The sequence below is a fragment of the Teichococcus aestuarii genome (genome assembly GCF_042651065.1).
In the GTDB taxonomy this organism is placed as follows: Bacteria; Pseudomonadota; Alphaproteobacteria; order Acetobacterales; family Acetobacteraceae; genus Pseudoroseomonas; species Pseudoroseomonas aestuarii.
On the sequence record NZ_JBHSCH010000004.1, the window covers coordinates 78,381 to 93,226 of the forward strand.

Annotated in this window: 13 protein-coding genes; 8 read left to right on the forward strand and 5 right to left on the reverse strand. The window is 72.1% G+C overall.

Annotated elements, in window-relative coordinates:
• Positions 1-2 precede the first annotated feature (2 nt).
• Genes ACFOY6_RS03195 through ACFOY6_RS03220 form a run of 6 tightly spaced genes read left to right on the forward strand, consistent with a single transcriptional unit; the run spans position 3 to position 5,203 of the window.
• The gene (locus ACFOY6_RS03195) at positions 3-1,130 is read left to right on the forward strand and encodes an ABC transporter ATP-binding protein (protein ID WP_379648906.1); all 1,128 of its coding nucleotides are present in this window, start codon (positions 3-5) and stop codon (positions 1,128-1,130) included.
• The gene (locus ACFOY6_RS03200; protein ID WP_379648908.1) at positions 1,127-2,155 is read left to right on the forward strand and encodes an extracellular solute-binding protein; all 1,029 of its coding nucleotides are present in this window, start codon (positions 1,127-1,129) and stop codon (positions 2,153-2,155) included. Before ACFOY6_RS03195 ends, ACFOY6_RS03200 begins: the two co-directional genes overlap by 4 nt.
• Entirely contained in the window at positions 2,152-2,982 is an 831-nt protein-coding gene (locus ACFOY6_RS03205) for an ABC transporter permease (RefSeq protein ID WP_379641281.1), read from the forward strand. Before ACFOY6_RS03200 ends, ACFOY6_RS03205 begins: the two co-directional genes overlap by 4 nt.
• On the forward strand, positions 2,975-3,793 hold the full coding sequence (locus ACFOY6_RS03210; protein ID WP_379641282.1) for an ABC transporter permease: 819 nt from the start codon (positions 2,975-2,977) through the stop codon (positions 3,791-3,793). The genes ACFOY6_RS03205 and ACFOY6_RS03210 overlap by 8 nt, the downstream gene beginning before the upstream one ends.
• Positions 3,790-4,266 (forward strand): ureidoglycolate lyase, encoded by a 477-nt coding sequence (locus ACFOY6_RS03215; protein WP_379648911.1) that lies wholly within the window; start codon positions 3,790-3,792, stop codon positions 4,264-4,266. Before ACFOY6_RS03210 ends, ACFOY6_RS03215 begins: the two co-directional genes overlap by 4 nt.
• Before the next feature lie 13 nt (positions 4,267-4,279).
• The gene (locus ACFOY6_RS03220) at positions 4,280-5,203 is read left to right on the forward strand and encodes an allantoinase PuuE (RefSeq protein WP_379641284.1); all 924 of its coding nucleotides are present in this window, start codon (positions 4,280-4,282) and stop codon (positions 5,201-5,203) included.
• A gap of 59 nt (positions 5,204-5,262) precedes the next feature.
• On the opposite strand, the gene ACFOY6_RS03225 is transcribed toward ACFOY6_RS03220, so the two are convergent.
• Together ACFOY6_RS03225 and ACFOY6_RS03230 are read right to left on the reverse strand one after the other, a co-directional pair.
• Positions 5,263-6,426 carry a M20 aminoacylase family protein gene (locus tag ACFOY6_RS03225; RefSeq protein ID WP_379648913.1) on the reverse strand — a complete coding sequence of 388 codons (1,164 nt, stop codon included), beginning with the start codon at positions 6,424-6,426 and terminating at the stop codon, positions 5,263-5,265.
• A 70-nt stretch (positions 6,427-6,496) separates the two neighbouring features.
• The gene (locus tag ACFOY6_RS03230) at positions 6,497-8,080 is read right to left on the reverse strand and encodes an ABC transporter substrate-binding protein (RefSeq protein ID WP_379648915.1); all 1,584 of its coding nucleotides are present in this window, start codon (positions 8,078-8,080) and stop codon (positions 6,497-6,499) included.
• Between the two features lie 141 nt (positions 8,081-8,221).
• On the opposite strand from ACFOY6_RS03230, the gene ACFOY6_RS03235 reads away from it, so the two are divergent.
• Complete coding sequence (locus ACFOY6_RS03235; RefSeq protein ID WP_109517581.1) at positions 8,222-8,839, forward strand: flavin reductase family protein; 618 nt, start codon at positions 8,222-8,224, stop codon at positions 8,837-8,839.
• A 41-nt stretch (positions 8,840-8,880) separates the two neighbouring features.
• Here ACFOY6_RS03235 and ACFOY6_RS03240 read toward each other — a convergent pair whose 3' ends face one another.
• Entirely contained in the window at positions 8,881-10,545 is a 1,665-nt protein-coding gene (locus ACFOY6_RS03240; protein WP_379648917.1) for an alpha-glucosidase family protein, read from the reverse strand.
• A gap of 521 nt (positions 10,546-11,066) precedes the next feature.
• On the opposite strand from ACFOY6_RS03240, the gene ACFOY6_RS03245 reads away from it, so the two are divergent.
• Complete coding sequence (locus ACFOY6_RS03245; RefSeq protein ID WP_379648919.1) at positions 11,067-12,134, forward strand: histidine kinase dimerization/phosphoacceptor domain -containing protein; 1,068 nt, start codon at positions 11,067-11,069, stop codon at positions 12,132-12,134.
• Here the strand turns inward: ACFOY6_RS03245 and ACFOY6_RS03250 are convergent.
• The gene (locus tag ACFOY6_RS03250) at positions 12,103-13,077 is read right to left on the reverse strand and encodes a glycosyltransferase family 2 protein (protein ID WP_379648921.1); all 975 of its coding nucleotides are present in this window, start codon (positions 13,075-13,077) and stop codon (positions 12,103-12,105) included. The genes ACFOY6_RS03245 and ACFOY6_RS03250 overlap by 32 nt on opposite strands.
• Before the next feature lie 5 nt (positions 13,078-13,082).
• Positions 13,083-14,843 carry a glycosyltransferase gene (locus tag ACFOY6_RS03255; protein ID WP_379648922.1) on the reverse strand — a complete coding sequence of 587 codons (1,761 nt, stop codon included), beginning with the start codon at positions 14,841-14,843 and terminating at the stop codon, positions 13,083-13,085.
• Positions 14,844-14,846: the final 3 nt, after the last annotated feature.

A 14,846-nucleotide genomic window follows, 5' to 3' on the forward strand; every position in this document is an offset into this window, starting at 1 on the left:
ACATGCTCGACCGAACGGACACCCCCGCCGCCCTCGCCCCCGCCGCGCCCGCCGGCCACCGCCTGGACATGGATGGCATCCGTGTCCGCTACGGGCAGGCCACCGCCGTCGATGGCGTCACCCTCTCCGTCGAGCCGGGGGAGATCCTGGCGCTGCTCGGCCCCTCCGGCTGCGGCAAGACGACGCTGCTGCGCACCGTCGCCGGCTTCATCCGCCCCGAGGCGGGGCGCGTGCTGGTCGATGGCGCGCCGATCGGCCACCTGCCGCCGGGCAAGCGGGGGGTGGGCATCGTCTTCCAGTCCTACGCCCTGTTCCCGCACATGAGCGCGGCCGAGAACGTGGCCTACGGGCTGGAGGCGCGCGGCCGGCCGAAGGCGGAGGTCATCCGCCGCGTCGAGGCCGCGCTGGCCGCCGTGCGCATGGAGGGCTTCGCCGCGCGCCGCCCCCGCGCCCTCTCGGGCGGGCAGCAGCAGCGCGTGGCGCTGGCCCGCGCGCTCGCCATCGAGCCCGCCATCCTGCTGCTGGACGAACCCTTCGCCGCGCTCGACCGCGCGCTGCGGCTGGATCTGCAGCTGGAGATCAAGCGCATCCAGCGCCGCTTCGGCGTCACCGCCGTGCTGGTCACGCACGACCAGGACGAGGCGATGAGCATGGCCGACCGCATGGCGGTGATGCGCGGTGGACGGGTCGAGCAGGTGGACGCGCCCGCCACGGTCTATGACAGCCCGGCCACGCCCTTCGTCGCCGGCTTCGTCGGCACCAGCAACCGGCTGCATGGCCGCGTCGAGGCGCGCGAGGGGGCCGATTACCGCGTGCGGCTCGATGTCGGCGCCTCTGTGATCCTTGCCAGCCCGCGCGGCTTCGCGGTGGGGGAGCGGGTGCTGCTCTGCGCCCGCCCCGAGCACCTGGCGCTGCACGACGCCGCGGCGGAGACGCCGGAGAGCTGGCCCGCCCGGCTGCGCATCTCCCTGCCGCTCGGCCCGGCCCTGGTGCACGACGTCGAGGCCGGCGCCACGGAGCTCAAGCTGCACGAGGCGCGGCACGGCCAGCCCCCCGCGCCGGGGCCGGTGCGCGTCGCCCTGCTGCCCACCGCCCGACCCGCCCTCTTCCCCGCCGGAGACGACGCATGACCGCCCTTTCCCGCCGCACCCTGATGGGCGCCGCCCTTGGCACGCTCGGCGCCGCCGGCCTGCCCTTCCGCGCCGCCCAGGCCGCCGGCAGCATGACCGCCGCCGTCTATCCCGGCGGCTGGGACGAGGCGCTGCGCGCCGTGCTCGCCCCCGCGCTGAAGCAGGCGCACGGCGTGGACGTGGCCTTCGAGCCGCTCTTCGCGGTGGACCAGATCGCCAAGGCCCGCGCCGCGCGCGGCGTGGCGCCGTTCGACGTGTTCGTGCTCGACCCCGGGCCGCGCGTCAGCGGCATGGACCTGAAGCTGTTCGAGCCCTTCGACCCCGCGCGCCTCTCCAACCGCGCCAGGCTGCCCGCCGGCTATTCGGACGAGGTGGGCGCGGGTGTGGCCGCGCAGGTGGTGGGCATCGCCTACAACCCGAAGAAGGTGGCCAGGCCCGCCGGCTGGCGCGACCTGTTCAAGCCGGAATTCGCGAAGCATCTGGGCCTGACCGGCTTCGGCACCACCTTCGGCACCATCTCGCTGATCGAGATGGCGAAGTCCGTCGGTGGCTCCGAGGCGGACATGGAGCCGCTCTTCACCGAACTGAGAAAAATCCTGTCGCTGGTGCCCGCCGTGGCCCAGCCGGCGGCGATGCCCGGCCTGTTCCAGCAGGGGCAGATCGACATCATGTACACCAACACCTACACGGTGACGCTGCTGAAATCCCGTGGCGTGGACATCGAGTTCGCCGTGCCGGAGACGGGTGCCGCGGCCTTCGGCACCACCATGCACATCGCCAAGGGCAGCCGGAACATCGACGCCGCCTACCAGTATATCGACACCATGATCAGCACGCCGGTGCAGACCGCGCTGGCGGCGCCCCCCTACTCCTTCGTGCCGGTCAACACCGAGGTGAAGCCCGGCCCCGACGTGCCGATGAAGTCGATCGACGACCTCAAGAGCTTCGTCACGCATGACTGGACGAAGATCAACCCGCAGCGCCCGCGCTGGATCGACCGCTTCAACCGCGAGATGGCGAAGTGACCGAGCAGGGCGCGTGGCGGCTCGCGCTGCCACTCGCCCTGGCGCAGGCGGCGTTCTTCCTGGCGCCGCTGCTGCTGCTGGCGGCGACCTCCTTCGCGACAGACGAGAACCTCGACAGCCTCAGCCTGACCGCCTGGGCCGATGTGCTGGGCGATGCCTTCCACCTCCAGGCCGTGCTGAACACGCTGCGCCTCGGCGCCGTCACGGTGCTGGCGACGCTGCTGCTGGCCGTGCCGCTGGCGCTGCTGCACCTGGTGGCGGGGCCGGGGCTGCGGCGGCTGATCCTGCTCGCCGCCATCCTGCCGCTGCTGACCTCCGTGGTGGTGCGCACCTTCGCCTGGATCGTCATCCTGGGGCGGGAGGGTGTCATCAACAACGCGCTGCTCTCGACCGGGGCCATCGCCGCGCCCATCCCCCTGCTGCAGACCGAGCACGGCCTCGTCCTGGCGCTGACGCAAATAGAAATGCCGCTGATGCTGCTGCCGCTGATCGCGGCGCTCGGGCGGATCGACCCGTCGCTGCTCGACGCGTCCTCGGCGCTCGGCGCCTCGCTGGCGCGCACGCTGCGGAAGGTGGTGCTGCCCATGGCGCTGCCGGGGCTGCTGGCGGGCTGCACCCTCGTCTTCGCCAGCGCCTCCACCGCCTTCATCTCGCAATCCGTCATCGGCGGCGGGCGGCTGGCCTATCTGCCCATGCTGGTCTGGCAGCAGGCCATGGTGGTGTTCAACTGGCCGCTGGCCGCGGCGCTCGCACTCACCCTGATGGGCTCGGTGCTCACCGTCGCCGCCGCCCTCTCCATGCTCGGCCGGAGGGCCGCCCATGCATAGGCTCGCCCCCGCCGACCGGCCGCTCGCGCTGCTGATCCTGGCACTGGCCGTCATCGCCCTGCTGGTGCTGGTGGGGCCGGTGCTGATCGTGCTGCTCACCTCCTTCACCACCTCCCAGGCGCTGCGCTTCCCGCCGCCGGGGCTGACGCTGCGCTGGTACGCCGAGCTGTTCGACCCGGTGCGCTCGGCGCAGATCCACAAGGCGGCGGGCAACTCGCTGCTGGTGGCCTTCTGCACGGCGGTGCTCTCCACGGCGCTGGCCACCGGCGCGGCGCTGGCCATCGCCCGCTCCCGCGCCGGCTGGGCGCGGCTGGCCGAGGGCGCCTTCCTGGCGCCGCTGGTGCTGCCCGGCATCGCCTTCGGCCTCGCTGCACTGATGTTCTTCTCCTGGCTGCGGCAGCCGCCCTCCTTCGCGCTGCTGGTGATGGGGCATGCCATGATCGCGGCGCCCTTCGCGCTGCGCACCGTGGGCGCCTCCGCCGCCGGGCTCGACCCCGCCCTGCTGGAGAGCAGCGCCAGCCTCGGCGCCTCGCCCTGGCGCACCTTCCGCCGCGTCGTGCTGCCGCTGATCATGCCGGGCGTCGCCTCGGGCGGCTTCCTCGCCTTCATCTCCTCGCTCGACAATGTGCCCGTCTCCCTCTTCCTCTCCTCGGCGGAGACGGACATGCTGCCCATCCGCCTCTGGGGCATGATGGAAACCTCGCTGGATGTCCGCGTCGCCGCCGCCTCGGGCGTGCTGGTGGCGGTGGCCTTCCTCCTGTTGCTGCTGATGGACCGCGCCGTGGGGCTGGTCCGAAGGATGGCCGGATGACGATGCTGACCCCCCGCCCGCTCACGTCAGCGGCCTTCTCGCCCTTCGGCGAGGTGCTAGAGGTGCCGGCGGAAGCCGGGCGCCTCTATTACGAGCGCGCCCTCGCCACCTCCCGCCCCAGCGCCTGGCCGAGCCTCTCCCTCTCGATGAAGGAGCCGCATGACGGCGGGCCGCTCCGCGTGCACCAGATGGAACGGCATGAATTCTCCTCGCAGAGCTTCATCCCGCTCGGGCCCGTGCGCTGGCTGGTGATCGTGGCGCCGCACGCGGCGGAGGGCGGGCCGGACATGGCGCGCGCCGAGGCCTTCATCGCCAGCCACGGCCAGGGCGTCACCTATGGCGCCGATGTCTGGCACCACCCGCTGACGGTGCTGGACGCGCCCGGCCGCTTCGCCGTGGTGATGTGGCGCGACGGCACGGCGACGGACGAGGAATTCGTCTCCGTCGCCCCGTTCGATCTGGCCCTGGGCTGAGAGGGAGGCAGGCATGACCTACCAGGTGAAGCGCGATTTCATCGGCTACGGCGCCAACCCGCCCGATCCGCGCTGGCCGGGCGGGGCGCGCGTGGCCGTCAACTTCGTCATGAACTACGAGGAAGGCTCCGAGCCTTCCATCCAGGATGGCGAGGGCTATTCCGAATGGGGGCTGACCGAGGCGATGGGCCTCGGCCAGGGCGTGAAGGGGCGCGACCTCGCCGCCGAGGGCATGTTCGAATATGGCTCCCGCGTCGGCTTCTGGCGGCTGATGCGCCTCTTCCAGGAGCGCAATCTGCCGATGACGGTGTTCGGCTGCGCACTCGCCCTGGAGCGCAACCCGGAGGCCGCCGCCGCCATCCGCGAGAGCGGCTTCGACGTCTGCTGCCATGGCTGGCGCTGGGTGAAGCACTTTGAACTCACCGAGGCCGAGGAGCGCGAGCATATCCGCCTGGCCGTGGAATCGCTGCAGCGCACCGTCGGCAACCGGCCGCTCGGCTGGTACTGCCGCTACGGGCCCAGCGTGAACACCCGCCGCCTCGTCGCCGAGGAGGGCGGCTTCCTCTACGACAGCGACAGCTACGCCGACGAGCTGCCCTGGTGGGTGACGGTGGAGGGGAAGCCGCATCTCGTCGTGCCCTATTCCCTCACCAACAATGACGGGAAATACGCGGGCTCGGTCGGCACCTCGGACCAATGGTTCTCCTTCGTGCGCGACGCCTTCGACATGCTCTACGAGGAAGGCGCCCGCACGCCGAAGATGATGTCCATCGGGCTGCACATGCGGCTGATCGGGCACCCGGCGCGCGCCGCCGGGCTGGCGCGGCTGCTCGACCATATCCAGAAGCGCGAAGGGGCCTGGGTGACGCGGCGCATCGACATCGCGCGGCACTGGATGCAGGAGCATCCCTATGTTGGGAAGGGTCTCAACGAGTAGGGAAAGGCCGGGGGAGAATGAATTCTCCCCCGGACCCCCACTTCTTTTTTCTGGCCGTTTCAGGCGGGCTTCAGGACGCGCTCGACCACCTGGGCGTAGAGGGCGGCGCCGAAGGGCGTGGCCTCGTCGTTGAAGTTGTAGTGCGGGTTGTGCGCGGCGGCGCCAGGGCCGTTGCCGACATGGATGTAGGCGCCGGGCACCTTCTCCAGCATGAAGCTGAAATCCTCCGAGCCCATCACCGGCGCGCGGTCGCGGCGCACGGCCTCCTCGCCCACGAGGTCGGCGGCGGCGTCGGCGATCTCCGCGGTGCGCTCGGCCTGGTTCACCAGCGGCGCAAAGATCAGGCGGAAATCCACCTCCGCCGTGGCGCCGAAGCCGGCCGCCACGCCCTCCGCCATGCGGCGCATCGCCTCCTCGATCTGCCCGGCGACCTCCTTGCTGAAGAAGCGCGCCGTGCCCGAGAGCACCGCCGTCTGCGGGATGACGTTGTAGGCGTCGCCGCCCGTCACCTTGGTCACGCTCACCACCGCCGTCTCCCGCGGGGAGAGGTTGCGCGAGACGATGGATTGCAGCCCCGTGGCGATGTGGCAGGCCGTCAGCACCGGGTCGATGCTCGCCTCCGGCCGCGCGCCATGCGAGCCCTTGCCGTGCACCGTGATGTCGAAGAAGGCGCCGCCCGCCATGAACGGCCCGGCGCCGATGGCGTAGCGCCCCACATCCAGCCCCGTGGCGTTGTGCATGCCGTAGAGCGCATCGCAGGGGAAGCGCTCCAGCAGCCCGTCCTCCAGCATGGCCAGCGCGCCGCCGCAGCCTTCCTCGCCGGGCTGGAAGATCAGGTGCACCGTGCCGTCGAAATTGCGCGTCTCGGCGAGGTAGCGCGCGGCGCCGAGCAGCATGGTGGTGTGGCCGTCATGCCCGCAGGCATGCATCTTGCCGGGCACGGTGGAGGCGTAGGGAAGGCCGGTCAGTTCGGCCATCGGCAGCGCGTCCATGTCGGCGCGCAGCCCGATGGCGCGGTTGCCACGGCCCGCCCGCAGCACCCCCACCACGCCGGTGCCGCCGATGCCGCGATGCACCTCGTCCACCCCCCATTCCTCCAGGCGGCGCGCCACGATCTCGGCCGTGCGGTGCTCCTCCAGGCCAAGCTCGGGGTGGGCGTGCAGGTCCTGGCGGATGGCGGTCAGCTCGCCATGGTAGCGGCGGATATGGTCGAGGGCAGGCATCAGGCGGAAACTCCGGTATGGGCAGGCAGGTACCGGCCGGTGCGCGGCGCGCGCCCGGCCGGCGGGCGCGTCAGGCGCGGCGGATGTCCCAGAAGACGAACAGGCCGTTCGGCACATCCGTCACGCTGCGGCGATAGGCGGTCTTGTAGAGATACTGGCCGGTGGGGACGTAGGGCACCTCCTGGACCGCCACCTTCTGGATCTCGGCGCAGATGCGCTGCTGCGCCGCCACGTCCGGCGCGTCCAGCCAGGCCTCGCGCAGCTCGTCGAGGCGCGGGATGGTGGGCCAGCCGAAGAAGGCGCGCTCGCCATTGGCGCGCAGTACCTGCTGCACCACCGGGTTGATCATGTCGAGCCCGGCCCAGGTGGTGTTGAACATGTTCCACCCCCCCTGCTCCGGCGGCGCCTTGCTGGCGCGGCGCTGCACCAGCGTGCCCCAGTCGGAGACGGCCGGCTCCACGTTCATGCCCAGCCGCCGCAGCGTGTCGAGGCAGACCTCGCCGATGGCGGCCAGCACCGCCTGGTCGGTCGGGATCATCAGGATGACGCGCTCGCCCTTGTAGCCGGCCTCGGCCAGCGCCTTCTTCAGCGTCTCCATGTCGCGCCGCTTCGTCAGCGGCTCCAGCCCGGCATCGCTCGCCATCGGCGTCCCGGGCGTGAAGAAGCCGATGCCGGTGCGGCGCAGGGCCGGGTCGGTGCCGGCGGCGGCGATCATGCAGTCCTCCTGCGACATCGCCTCCATCACCACGCGGCGCACCGCCGGCTTGTCGAAGGGCGGGTGCAGGTGGTTGAAGATGCCGGTGCCCATGGTGCCGAGCGGCGTGGCCAGCTGGGTGGCGATGTTGCGATTGCGCTCCAGGATCGGCAGCAGGTCGTTGGTCGGGTTCTCCCACCAATCCACCTCGCCATTGGTGAGCGCCGAGGTGGCGGTGCCGGGGTCGGGCATCACATGCCACTCCACCCGGTCGAAATGCACCCGCTTGGGGCCGGCCGCCCAGGATGAGGCGCCGCCCTCGCGCGGGCGGTAGCCGCCGAACTTCTCATAAACCACCCGAGCGCCGACGACGCGCTCATCCGACTTCCAGCGGAACGGGCCGGAGCCGACGATCTCGGTGATCGGCCGCGTGGCCTCCGTGGCCGCGATGCGCTCCGGCATGACGAACAGCGCCGAGGGGCCGACCTTGGCCAGCGTCTCCAGCATGGCGCCATAGGGGCGCTTGAGGCGGATGACGAAGCTGCGGTCGTCGGGCGCGCTCATCTCGTCGAGCCGGGCCATCAGCGCCTGGCCGAGCGAATCCCGCTGTGCCCAGCGGCGGATCGAGGCGACGCAGTCCCGCCCCCGCACCGGCTCGCCATCGTGGAAGACCAGGTCCTCGCGCAGGCGGAAGGTCCAGCGGCGGCCGTCATCCTCGACCGTGTGCCCCTCGACCATCTGCGGCTGCGGCCGCAGCTCGGCATCCAGGCCGTAGAGCTGGTCCCAGATCATCAGCCCGTGGGTGCGGGTGATGTAGGCCGTGGTCATCACCGGGTCGATGATGGTCAGGTCGGATTGCGGCACGTATTTCAGCACCCGCGCCGAGGCCGGCTGCGCCAGGGAGGGGCGGGACAGGAAGGGGGCGGCTGCGGCGGCCGTCAGCAGGGTGCGGCGATGCATGGGGAGGACGCTCCGCATGGGGGTGAAGCCGGGCTGGCGGGCCTCTGCGGGCCCTTTTGCGCTGCCAGCAAACACCGGCCGGGCGCTGGCGGCAAGGCGGCACTCTCGACAGCGCCCATCCCGCCGGGCTTGATGCGCCGCATGACCCAAGACACCTATTTCTATGACCCCCGCCAGGGCCACGGCCTGCCGCACGACCCCTTCAAGGCGATCCTCGCCCCGCGCCCGATCGGCTGGATCACCAGCCTCGACGGCCAGGGCCGGGTGAACCTGGCGCCCTACAGCTTCTTCGCCGGGCTCAACACCAGCCCGCCCATGGTCGGCTACTCGGTCGAGGGGCGGAAGGACAGCATGCGCAACGTCGAGGAGACGGGCGAGTTCGTCTGCAACCTCGTCTCCCGCGATCTGGCCGAGGCGATGAACGAGACCTGCGCCCCGCTCGCTCCCGGCGAGAACGAGATGCTCCGCGCCGGGCTGGAGGCCGCGCCCTCCACGCTGGTGAAGCCGCCGCGCGTGGCGCGCTCCCCGGCCGCCTTCGAGTGCCGGCTGACCCAGGTGGTGGAGATGAAGGACGTGACGGGGCGCGGCCTGAACACCTGGCTGATGATCGGCCAGGTGATCGGCGTGCACATCCGGCACGAATTCCTGAAGGAAGGCCGGTTCGACACGGTGGCCGCGCGGCCCGTGGCGCGCTGCGGCTACCGCGGCGACTACACCGAGGTGACGGGCCTGTTCGAGATGATCCGCCCCACCGCGTAAGGCTGCACCGGGCCGGGAAGATCCCCCCGGCCCGGCCCTCCTCAGGCCGTCAGCGCCGCCGCGAAGCGGGGCTGCTCCACCGCCTCCAGCGCCGCGAACAGCACGCCATAGGGCGGCAATGTGGCGGTGTCGCCCTCCCGGCACGCGCCCTGGCCGGTGAAGTCCGGCAGCAGCCGGGCGGTGCCGAGCCGCGCGTCCTGGAAGGATTGCGGCGTGTCGGAGAGGTTCAGCACGACCAGGATGTGCTGCCCGCCATACTCCCGCACCATGCCCACCAGCGGCGCGCCGAGGTCGAGCGGCCGCAGCCCGCCGCGCGCCAGCGCCGGGTAGGCCCGCCGCATGCCGAGCGCGCGGCGCCACACCTGAAGCAGGCTGTCATCGTCCAGCTCCTGCCGGTCCACCGCCAGGGGGTGGTGGGCCTCCGGCACCGGCAGCCAGGGCTCGGCGCTGCTGAAGCCGGCATGCGGCGCCCCGGCCTGCCAGGGCATCGGCGTGCGGCTGCCGTCGCGGCCGCGAAATTCCGGCCAGTAGGTCAGGCCGAACGGGTCGCGGATCTGCTCGAAGCTCAGCACCGCCTCCGGCAGGCCCAGCTCCTCGCCCTGGTAGAGGCAGAGGCTGCCGCGCAGCGAGACCATCAGCGCCGCCAGCAGCCGGGCGAAGCGCGGGTCGGGCGGCGCATCGCGCCCCGCCGGGTTCCAGCGGGTCACGGCCCGCTCCGCGTCGTGGTTGGAGAAGGACCAGCAGGGCCAGCCATCCGCCTCCCGCCCCGCCTCGGCCAGCAGGTCGCGCACCGTGGCGTGGTCGAAGCCACCGCGCAGGGGCCGCAGGGTGTAGGCCATGTGCAGCAGGTCCTGCCCGGCGCTGTAGCGGCGGACCCGGTCGAAGGCACCGTCCTGGCTCGACACCTCGCCCAGCGTCGCGGTGCCCGGATACCGGTCGGTCAGCGCGCGGATGCGGCGCAGGATGTCGAACAGCTCCGGCTGGATCATATCGTGCCGGTGTTCCTGCAGGGCGAACAGCTTGGCCGGCACCTGCCCGTCGGCGGCGGGGCGCGGCGGGTTGCTGCGCAGCGCCGGGTCGTGCGCCAGGAAGTCGATCGCATCGAGGCGGAAGCCGTCGACGCCCCGCTGGAGCCAGAACTCGCCCACCGCCAGCACGGCCTCCAGCGCCGCCGGGTTGTGCAGGTTCAGGCTGGGCTGGCTGGAGAGGAAGTGGTGCAGGTAGTACTGCCGCCGGCGCGGCTCCCAGGTCCAGGCGGCGCCGCCGAAGACGCTGAGCCAGTTGTTGGGCGGCGTGCCGTCGGGGCTCGGATCGGCCCAGACATACCACTCCGCCTCCGGCGCCTGGCGGCTGGCGCGGCTGCGCTGGAACCAGGGGTGCCGGTCGGAGGTATGGCCGCCCACCAGGTCAACCAGCACCTTCAGCCCGGCGGCATGGGCGGCGCGCAGCAGCCGGTCGAAATCCTCCAGCGTGCCGAATTGCGGATCGACGGCCAGGTGGTCCGACACGTCATAGCCGAAATCCCGCCCGGGCGAGGCGTAGAAGGGGCAGATCCAGATGGCATCGACCCCGAGGCCGGCGATGTGGTCGAGCCTGGCCTCGATGCCGCGCAGGTCACCGATGCCGTCTCCGTTGCTGTCCGCGAAGCTACGTGGGTAGACTTGGTAGAGTACGGCGCCGCGCCACCATTCCGCTCCCGCAACCATCGCACCATCTCCCTGATTATTCCGCTCTAGGCTTGGGCCGCCGGTGGGGCCAAGGCGATGGTCGCGATTTCGTGATGTCAACTCAATGACAAAAACCTGCTCTTCGTGGCTTTAGGAAGGGGCGTGGGATTTTCGGCACAGTGGAAGCGGCTTATGCAACCATAAGTATATTTTACACGCCGCAATGATCGTGACCGAAATCCGGAGCAAGGCGCTCCTCGGAAGAGAGTTCAGGGGTAAACCATCGAAAATTATCGATTCTCCTTCCGAGCCCTTTGTTGAGGCACCCCGCCAAACCTAAAAATCAACAATTGCATATTTTTGGGACGACCTCCAATCTGCCGTGCCTACATGCCTGCGACCCGCTACGGTTGTGGGGCTCGGCGAACTTCATGAGGCTCAGCATGACAAAGGAGCGGGAGGCGGCGCGGGACCATCGCATGGATCATTCCTCCCTTGCCCCGGACTGCAGCAGGGCGACCTCAGGCGCCCTGCTGCAGTCCGGGGGTGCCTGGCCTGACATGGCCGCGCTGGACCGCATTCTGGGGCTGGTCCTGGATGGCGCCGGCGCCGACGCGGCCATGCTGTTTCTGTCCGAAGCGCCGGGTGCACGCTCCAGGCATTGCCGGGCCACCTCCGGCCTCGCGGCCGCCGAGCTCGATGCGGTGCTGAAGATGCTGCAGGGGCGGCCGCTGCCGGTCGTGCTGCCGGTCCATGGCGGGGGAAGCGGCGCAGGGGCGGCCGGCCGTGCCGGCGGCACCTGCGCCGCCGTGGCGGTGCGCGAGCCGGATGGCGCGCAGCGCGGCATCCTGGCCGTTCTGAGCTCCAAGGGGCACCAGCAGGCGCCGGGCGTGGGGGAGCTGCGCCGCCTCCAGGCGGTGGCCGACCTGCTGGGCAGCGAGCTGGCCCTGCGGCGCGAGCTGGCCGAGACGCGGCAGGTGGCGGAGGCGCTGAAGGCCCGCTTCGAACGGTCGCAGCAGGATCAGGAGGGGCTGGTGCGGGCGATCGACCACCGCATCCGCAACGGCCTGCAGATGGTGAACGATATGCTGTCCCTCCAGGCCCTTTCGCTGGGGGACACGGCGGCGGCGGCCCGGCTGGACGCCGCCGCCGGCCGGGTGCAGGCCGTGGCCGAGGCGCATGCCCATCTTCAGCGCCGCCCGGCGACAGGCCAGGTTTCCGTCCGCGACTACGTGGCGCTGCTGCTGCGCCGCCTGCAGGAGTGCAGGCCGGAGCCGGGGCGCACCCTGACGCTGCAGCCGGCGCCGGACCTGGCGATCAGCGCGCTGGATGCCCCGCGCATCGGCATCATCGCCTGGGAGTTGCTCGCCAACGCGCTGCGGCATGGCCGCGGCCATGTGGAGATTGCGCTTCAGCCCCTGCCGGAGGCCAGCCAGCTGCGCATCATCGTGCGCGATGAAGGGCCGGGACCGGATGCCGCCACGGTCGCGGCGGCCAGCAGGCGCGGCAGCCAGGGCTCGGGGCTGGGGCTGATCCGGCTGATCGCGGGCGGCAACGCCGCGAATGTCGACCCCGGCCCGCCCCCCGGAGTCGCCATCACCGTGAGCCTGCGCCGCCCGGCGGGCTGATTCCCGGCAGGCTGGCCGGGGCCGCCATGCCGGGCGGCATCAGCAGCCAGACGCGCAGCACCGCATCTTCCGCGGCTCCCTGCCTGTAGAGGCCGGCCCGGCGCAGCCGGCGCAGCCGCTCCCGCCGCGGCAGGGTGAGCAGCGGCGCCACCAGGGCCAGAGTCTCCCGGGCCTCGGCGGTGAGCAGCGGGGCGGCCGGCCGCAGGCGCTCCAGATGTCCGCTGAACACCGCCAGGAACCGCTCCGGCCCGCGCGTGAACGCCGCCAGGCCACGCCGCAGCAGGGATGGCTGGGTTCCCACCGCATTCGCGCCGTGCTGGCGGTAGAGCAGGCCCGGCTCGGGATCGAACCGCATCGCTCCGCCCGCACCGCTGACCAGCAGGTAGCACCACCAGTCATGCATCGTGCCGGGCGGCGGCGGCGGCGCCGCCAGCACCAGCCGGCGCGCGGCATCGTTCAGCACCAGGGTGCAGCCCGTCACCACATTCTGCACCAGCGCGTTGCGGAAGCCGAGCGGACGGCGCGGCAGCGGCGAGAGGCCGGTCGGCCGCAGCGCTGCGTCCACAAGCTGCTGACGGCTGCAGTAGAGCGCCGGCCGTGCTTCCGGCATCTCGGCGAGCGCCGCCTGGGCCCGCGCCAGCTTGCCCGGCAGCCAGACGTCGTCCTGGTCGCAGAAGGCATAGTGGCCGCCCTCCGGCGCCGCGGCGAGCAGGCGCATGAAGCTGCCCATGGCGCCGGCACGCCCTGGCGGCGTCACCGCCTCGGCGGCGCGGCCGGTGCGGCGGGCGAATGCCTCCAGCAGCGCCGGCGTGCCATCGGTGGAGCCATCGTCGCGCCACAGCAGGCTCCATGCCGCCTCCCGCTGCGACACCAGGCTGTCGAGCTGCTCTGGCAGGTAGCGCGCGCCATTGTAGGTGGCGAGCAGGACATGCAGGGGTGGCATCCGCTTCAGCCGGCGCTGACCGCGAGGCGCGGCCTGGGGAGAATGGGTGGCTCTCCCTCCGCCAGCGGCAGCAGCGGGCTGAAGAAGGCTTCCTCCCCCAGCCGCCGCCCCCAGCGCGTGCGCAGCCAGGACAGGGCCTCGGCCTGCCCGGTGCGGTCCACCCGCCTGTCCTCCCCTTCTTGCCGGAGGCGCGCGAACGGCGTCCACAGCACCCGCAGCCCGGCGGCGCGCAGCTTGAGGCAGAGATCCAGGTCCGACCAGCAGGGCAGCGGCGCAAGGCCGCCGACGGCCTCGAAGCTGGCCTTGCGCACCGCCAGGCAGGCGCCGCTGACGGCCGAGACATCGCGCGGGAGCCGCAGATGGCCGGCATAGCCGGACTCGTTCTCCACCGCCCGGCCGAGCGCGGGCCAGCTCCTGGCGGGCGTCACGCCGTCGAGCACATAGCCCGCGTGGCGGATCCGCCGCCCCGGCCCCAGCAGCATGGCGCCGACGGCGCCAATCTCCGGGCGCAGCGCCTGGGCCACGAGCTCGCGCAGCCAGCCCTCGCCGGCTGGCGTGACCCCCGGCTCCAGCAGCACCAGCACCTCGCCCCGCGCCTGTGCGACCGCGGCGTTGAGCAGCGCCGCCCGCCCCGCTCCGGCCTGGCCCGGCAGCAACCGCAACCGCGCATCCGCAACGGCCGGCGCCGTGCCGCCCGGCCAGGTCAGCAGCAGCTCCGCCGGGGCATGCCCGGCCATCTCCAGCAGCGAAAGGAAGTCCTCCGGCGCGGCCGGGGCGGCGGGCAGTGCCAGGACCAGGCTGGCCATCGGGTGCGGCTGCGGCATGACGTGGCGCACGCGCGACCAGCCGGGCAGGTCGCCTTGCGGGGTGACGCTGGCGCCGGGGAGGCCACTCTGCTCCAGGTGCTCGACCACCGCCCGGCGCCCTGCGGCCGCGCAGCGATCCAGCGCCCCCTCCGAGAAGGAGGCCGCCTCCGCGCCCTGCCGCCAGTGGTAGAGGATGGCCGGGATATGGCGCACCCGCTCCACCCCCGCCGCCGCCACGGTCCGCAGCGCGAGGTCCCAGTCCTGGCTGCCCTCCAGCCCCTCCCGCAGCCCGCCCAGCCGGAGGAGCAGCTCCCGCCGGTAGACGCCGAGATGGCTGACCAGGTTCTGCCCCAGCAGCAGCTCCGGATTCCAGCCGGGCTTGAAATAGGGGCCATAGCGCCGGCCCTGCCCGTCCACCTTGTCCTCGTCCGAGAAGAACAGGTCGGCCTCCGGGCAGGCGCGGATGTGCTGCGCCACCACGAACAGCGCCTGGGGCGGCAACAGGTCGTCATGGTCCATCAGCGCCACGAACTCGCCGCGCGCCAGTTCCAGGGCGGAGTTGCTGGCGGCGCTGATATGGCCGTTGCGGCTCCGGCGCACGGTGCGGATGCGCGGGTCCGACGCCGCCGCCTCGGCGAGCACCGCCTGCACATGGGGCGCGGGCGAGGCGTCGTCGGCGATGCACATCTCCCAGTGCGGGTAGGCCTGCGCCCGCACGGAGGCGATGGCGGCCCGCAGGAAGGGCTCCGGCGTGTTGTAGACCGGCATCACCACCGAGATCAGCGGCGGGTCCGGCATGGCCTGGGCGGCGCTGGCCATGGCCGCCAGGGCTTCCGGGCACGGCGTGTCGTGCTCGGCCACCCAGCGCTGGTAGGCGGCGGGCGAAGGGCCCCAGCAGCGCCCGCCCATGCGCGTCATCAGCTGCGCCATGCCCGGCAGATAGGGCGCGGAATCCAGCATCAG

Bases quoted from the DNA above. Each gene is read 5' to 3' on its own strand.
- ACFOY6_RS03195 (WP_379648906.1), top strand. From the start codon at position 3: ATGCTCGACCGAACGGACACCCCCGCCGCCCTCGCCCCCGCCGCGCCC.
- ACFOY6_RS03200 (WP_379648908.1), top strand. From the start codon at position 1,127: ATGACCGCCCTTTCCCGCCGCACCCTGATGGGCGCCGCCCTTGGCACG.
- ACFOY6_RS03210 (WP_379641282.1), top strand. From the start codon at position 2,975: ATGCATAGGCTCGCCCCCGCCGACCGGCCGCTCGCGCTGCTGATCCTG.
- ACFOY6_RS03215 (WP_379648911.1), top strand. From the start codon at position 3,790: ATGACGATGCTGACCCCCCGCCCGCTCACGTCAGCGGCCTTCTCGCCC.
- ACFOY6_RS03220 (WP_379641284.1), top strand. From the start codon at position 4,280: ATGACCTACCAGGTGAAGCGCGATTTCATCGGCTACGGCGCCAACCCG.
- ACFOY6_RS03225 (WP_379648913.1), bottom strand. From the start codon at position 6,426: ATGCCTGCCCTCGACCATATCCGCCGCTACCATGGCGAGCTGACCGCC.
- ACFOY6_RS03230 (WP_379648915.1), bottom strand. From the start codon at position 8,080: ATGCATCGCCGCACCCTGCTGACGGCCGCCGCAGCCGCCCCCTTCCTG.
- ACFOY6_RS03235 (WP_109517581.1), top strand. From the start codon at position 8,222: ATGACCCAAGACACCTATTTCTATGACCCCCGCCAGGGCCACGGCCTG.
- ACFOY6_RS03240 (WP_379648917.1), bottom strand. From the start codon at position 10,545: ATGGTTGCGGGAGCGGAATGGTGGCGCGGCGCCGTACTCTACCAAGTC.
- ACFOY6_RS03245 (WP_379648919.1), top strand. From the start codon at position 11,067: ATGGCCGCGCTGGACCGCATTCTGGGGCTGGTCCTGGATGGCGCCGGC.
- ACFOY6_RS03250 (WP_379648921.1), bottom strand. From the start codon at position 13,077: ATGCCACCCCTGCATGTCCTGCTCGCCACCTACAATGGCGCGCGCTAC.
- ACFOY6_RS03255 (WP_379648922.1), bottom strand. From the start codon at position 14,843: ATGCTGGATTCCGCGCCCTATCTGCCGGGCATGGCGCAGCTGATGACG.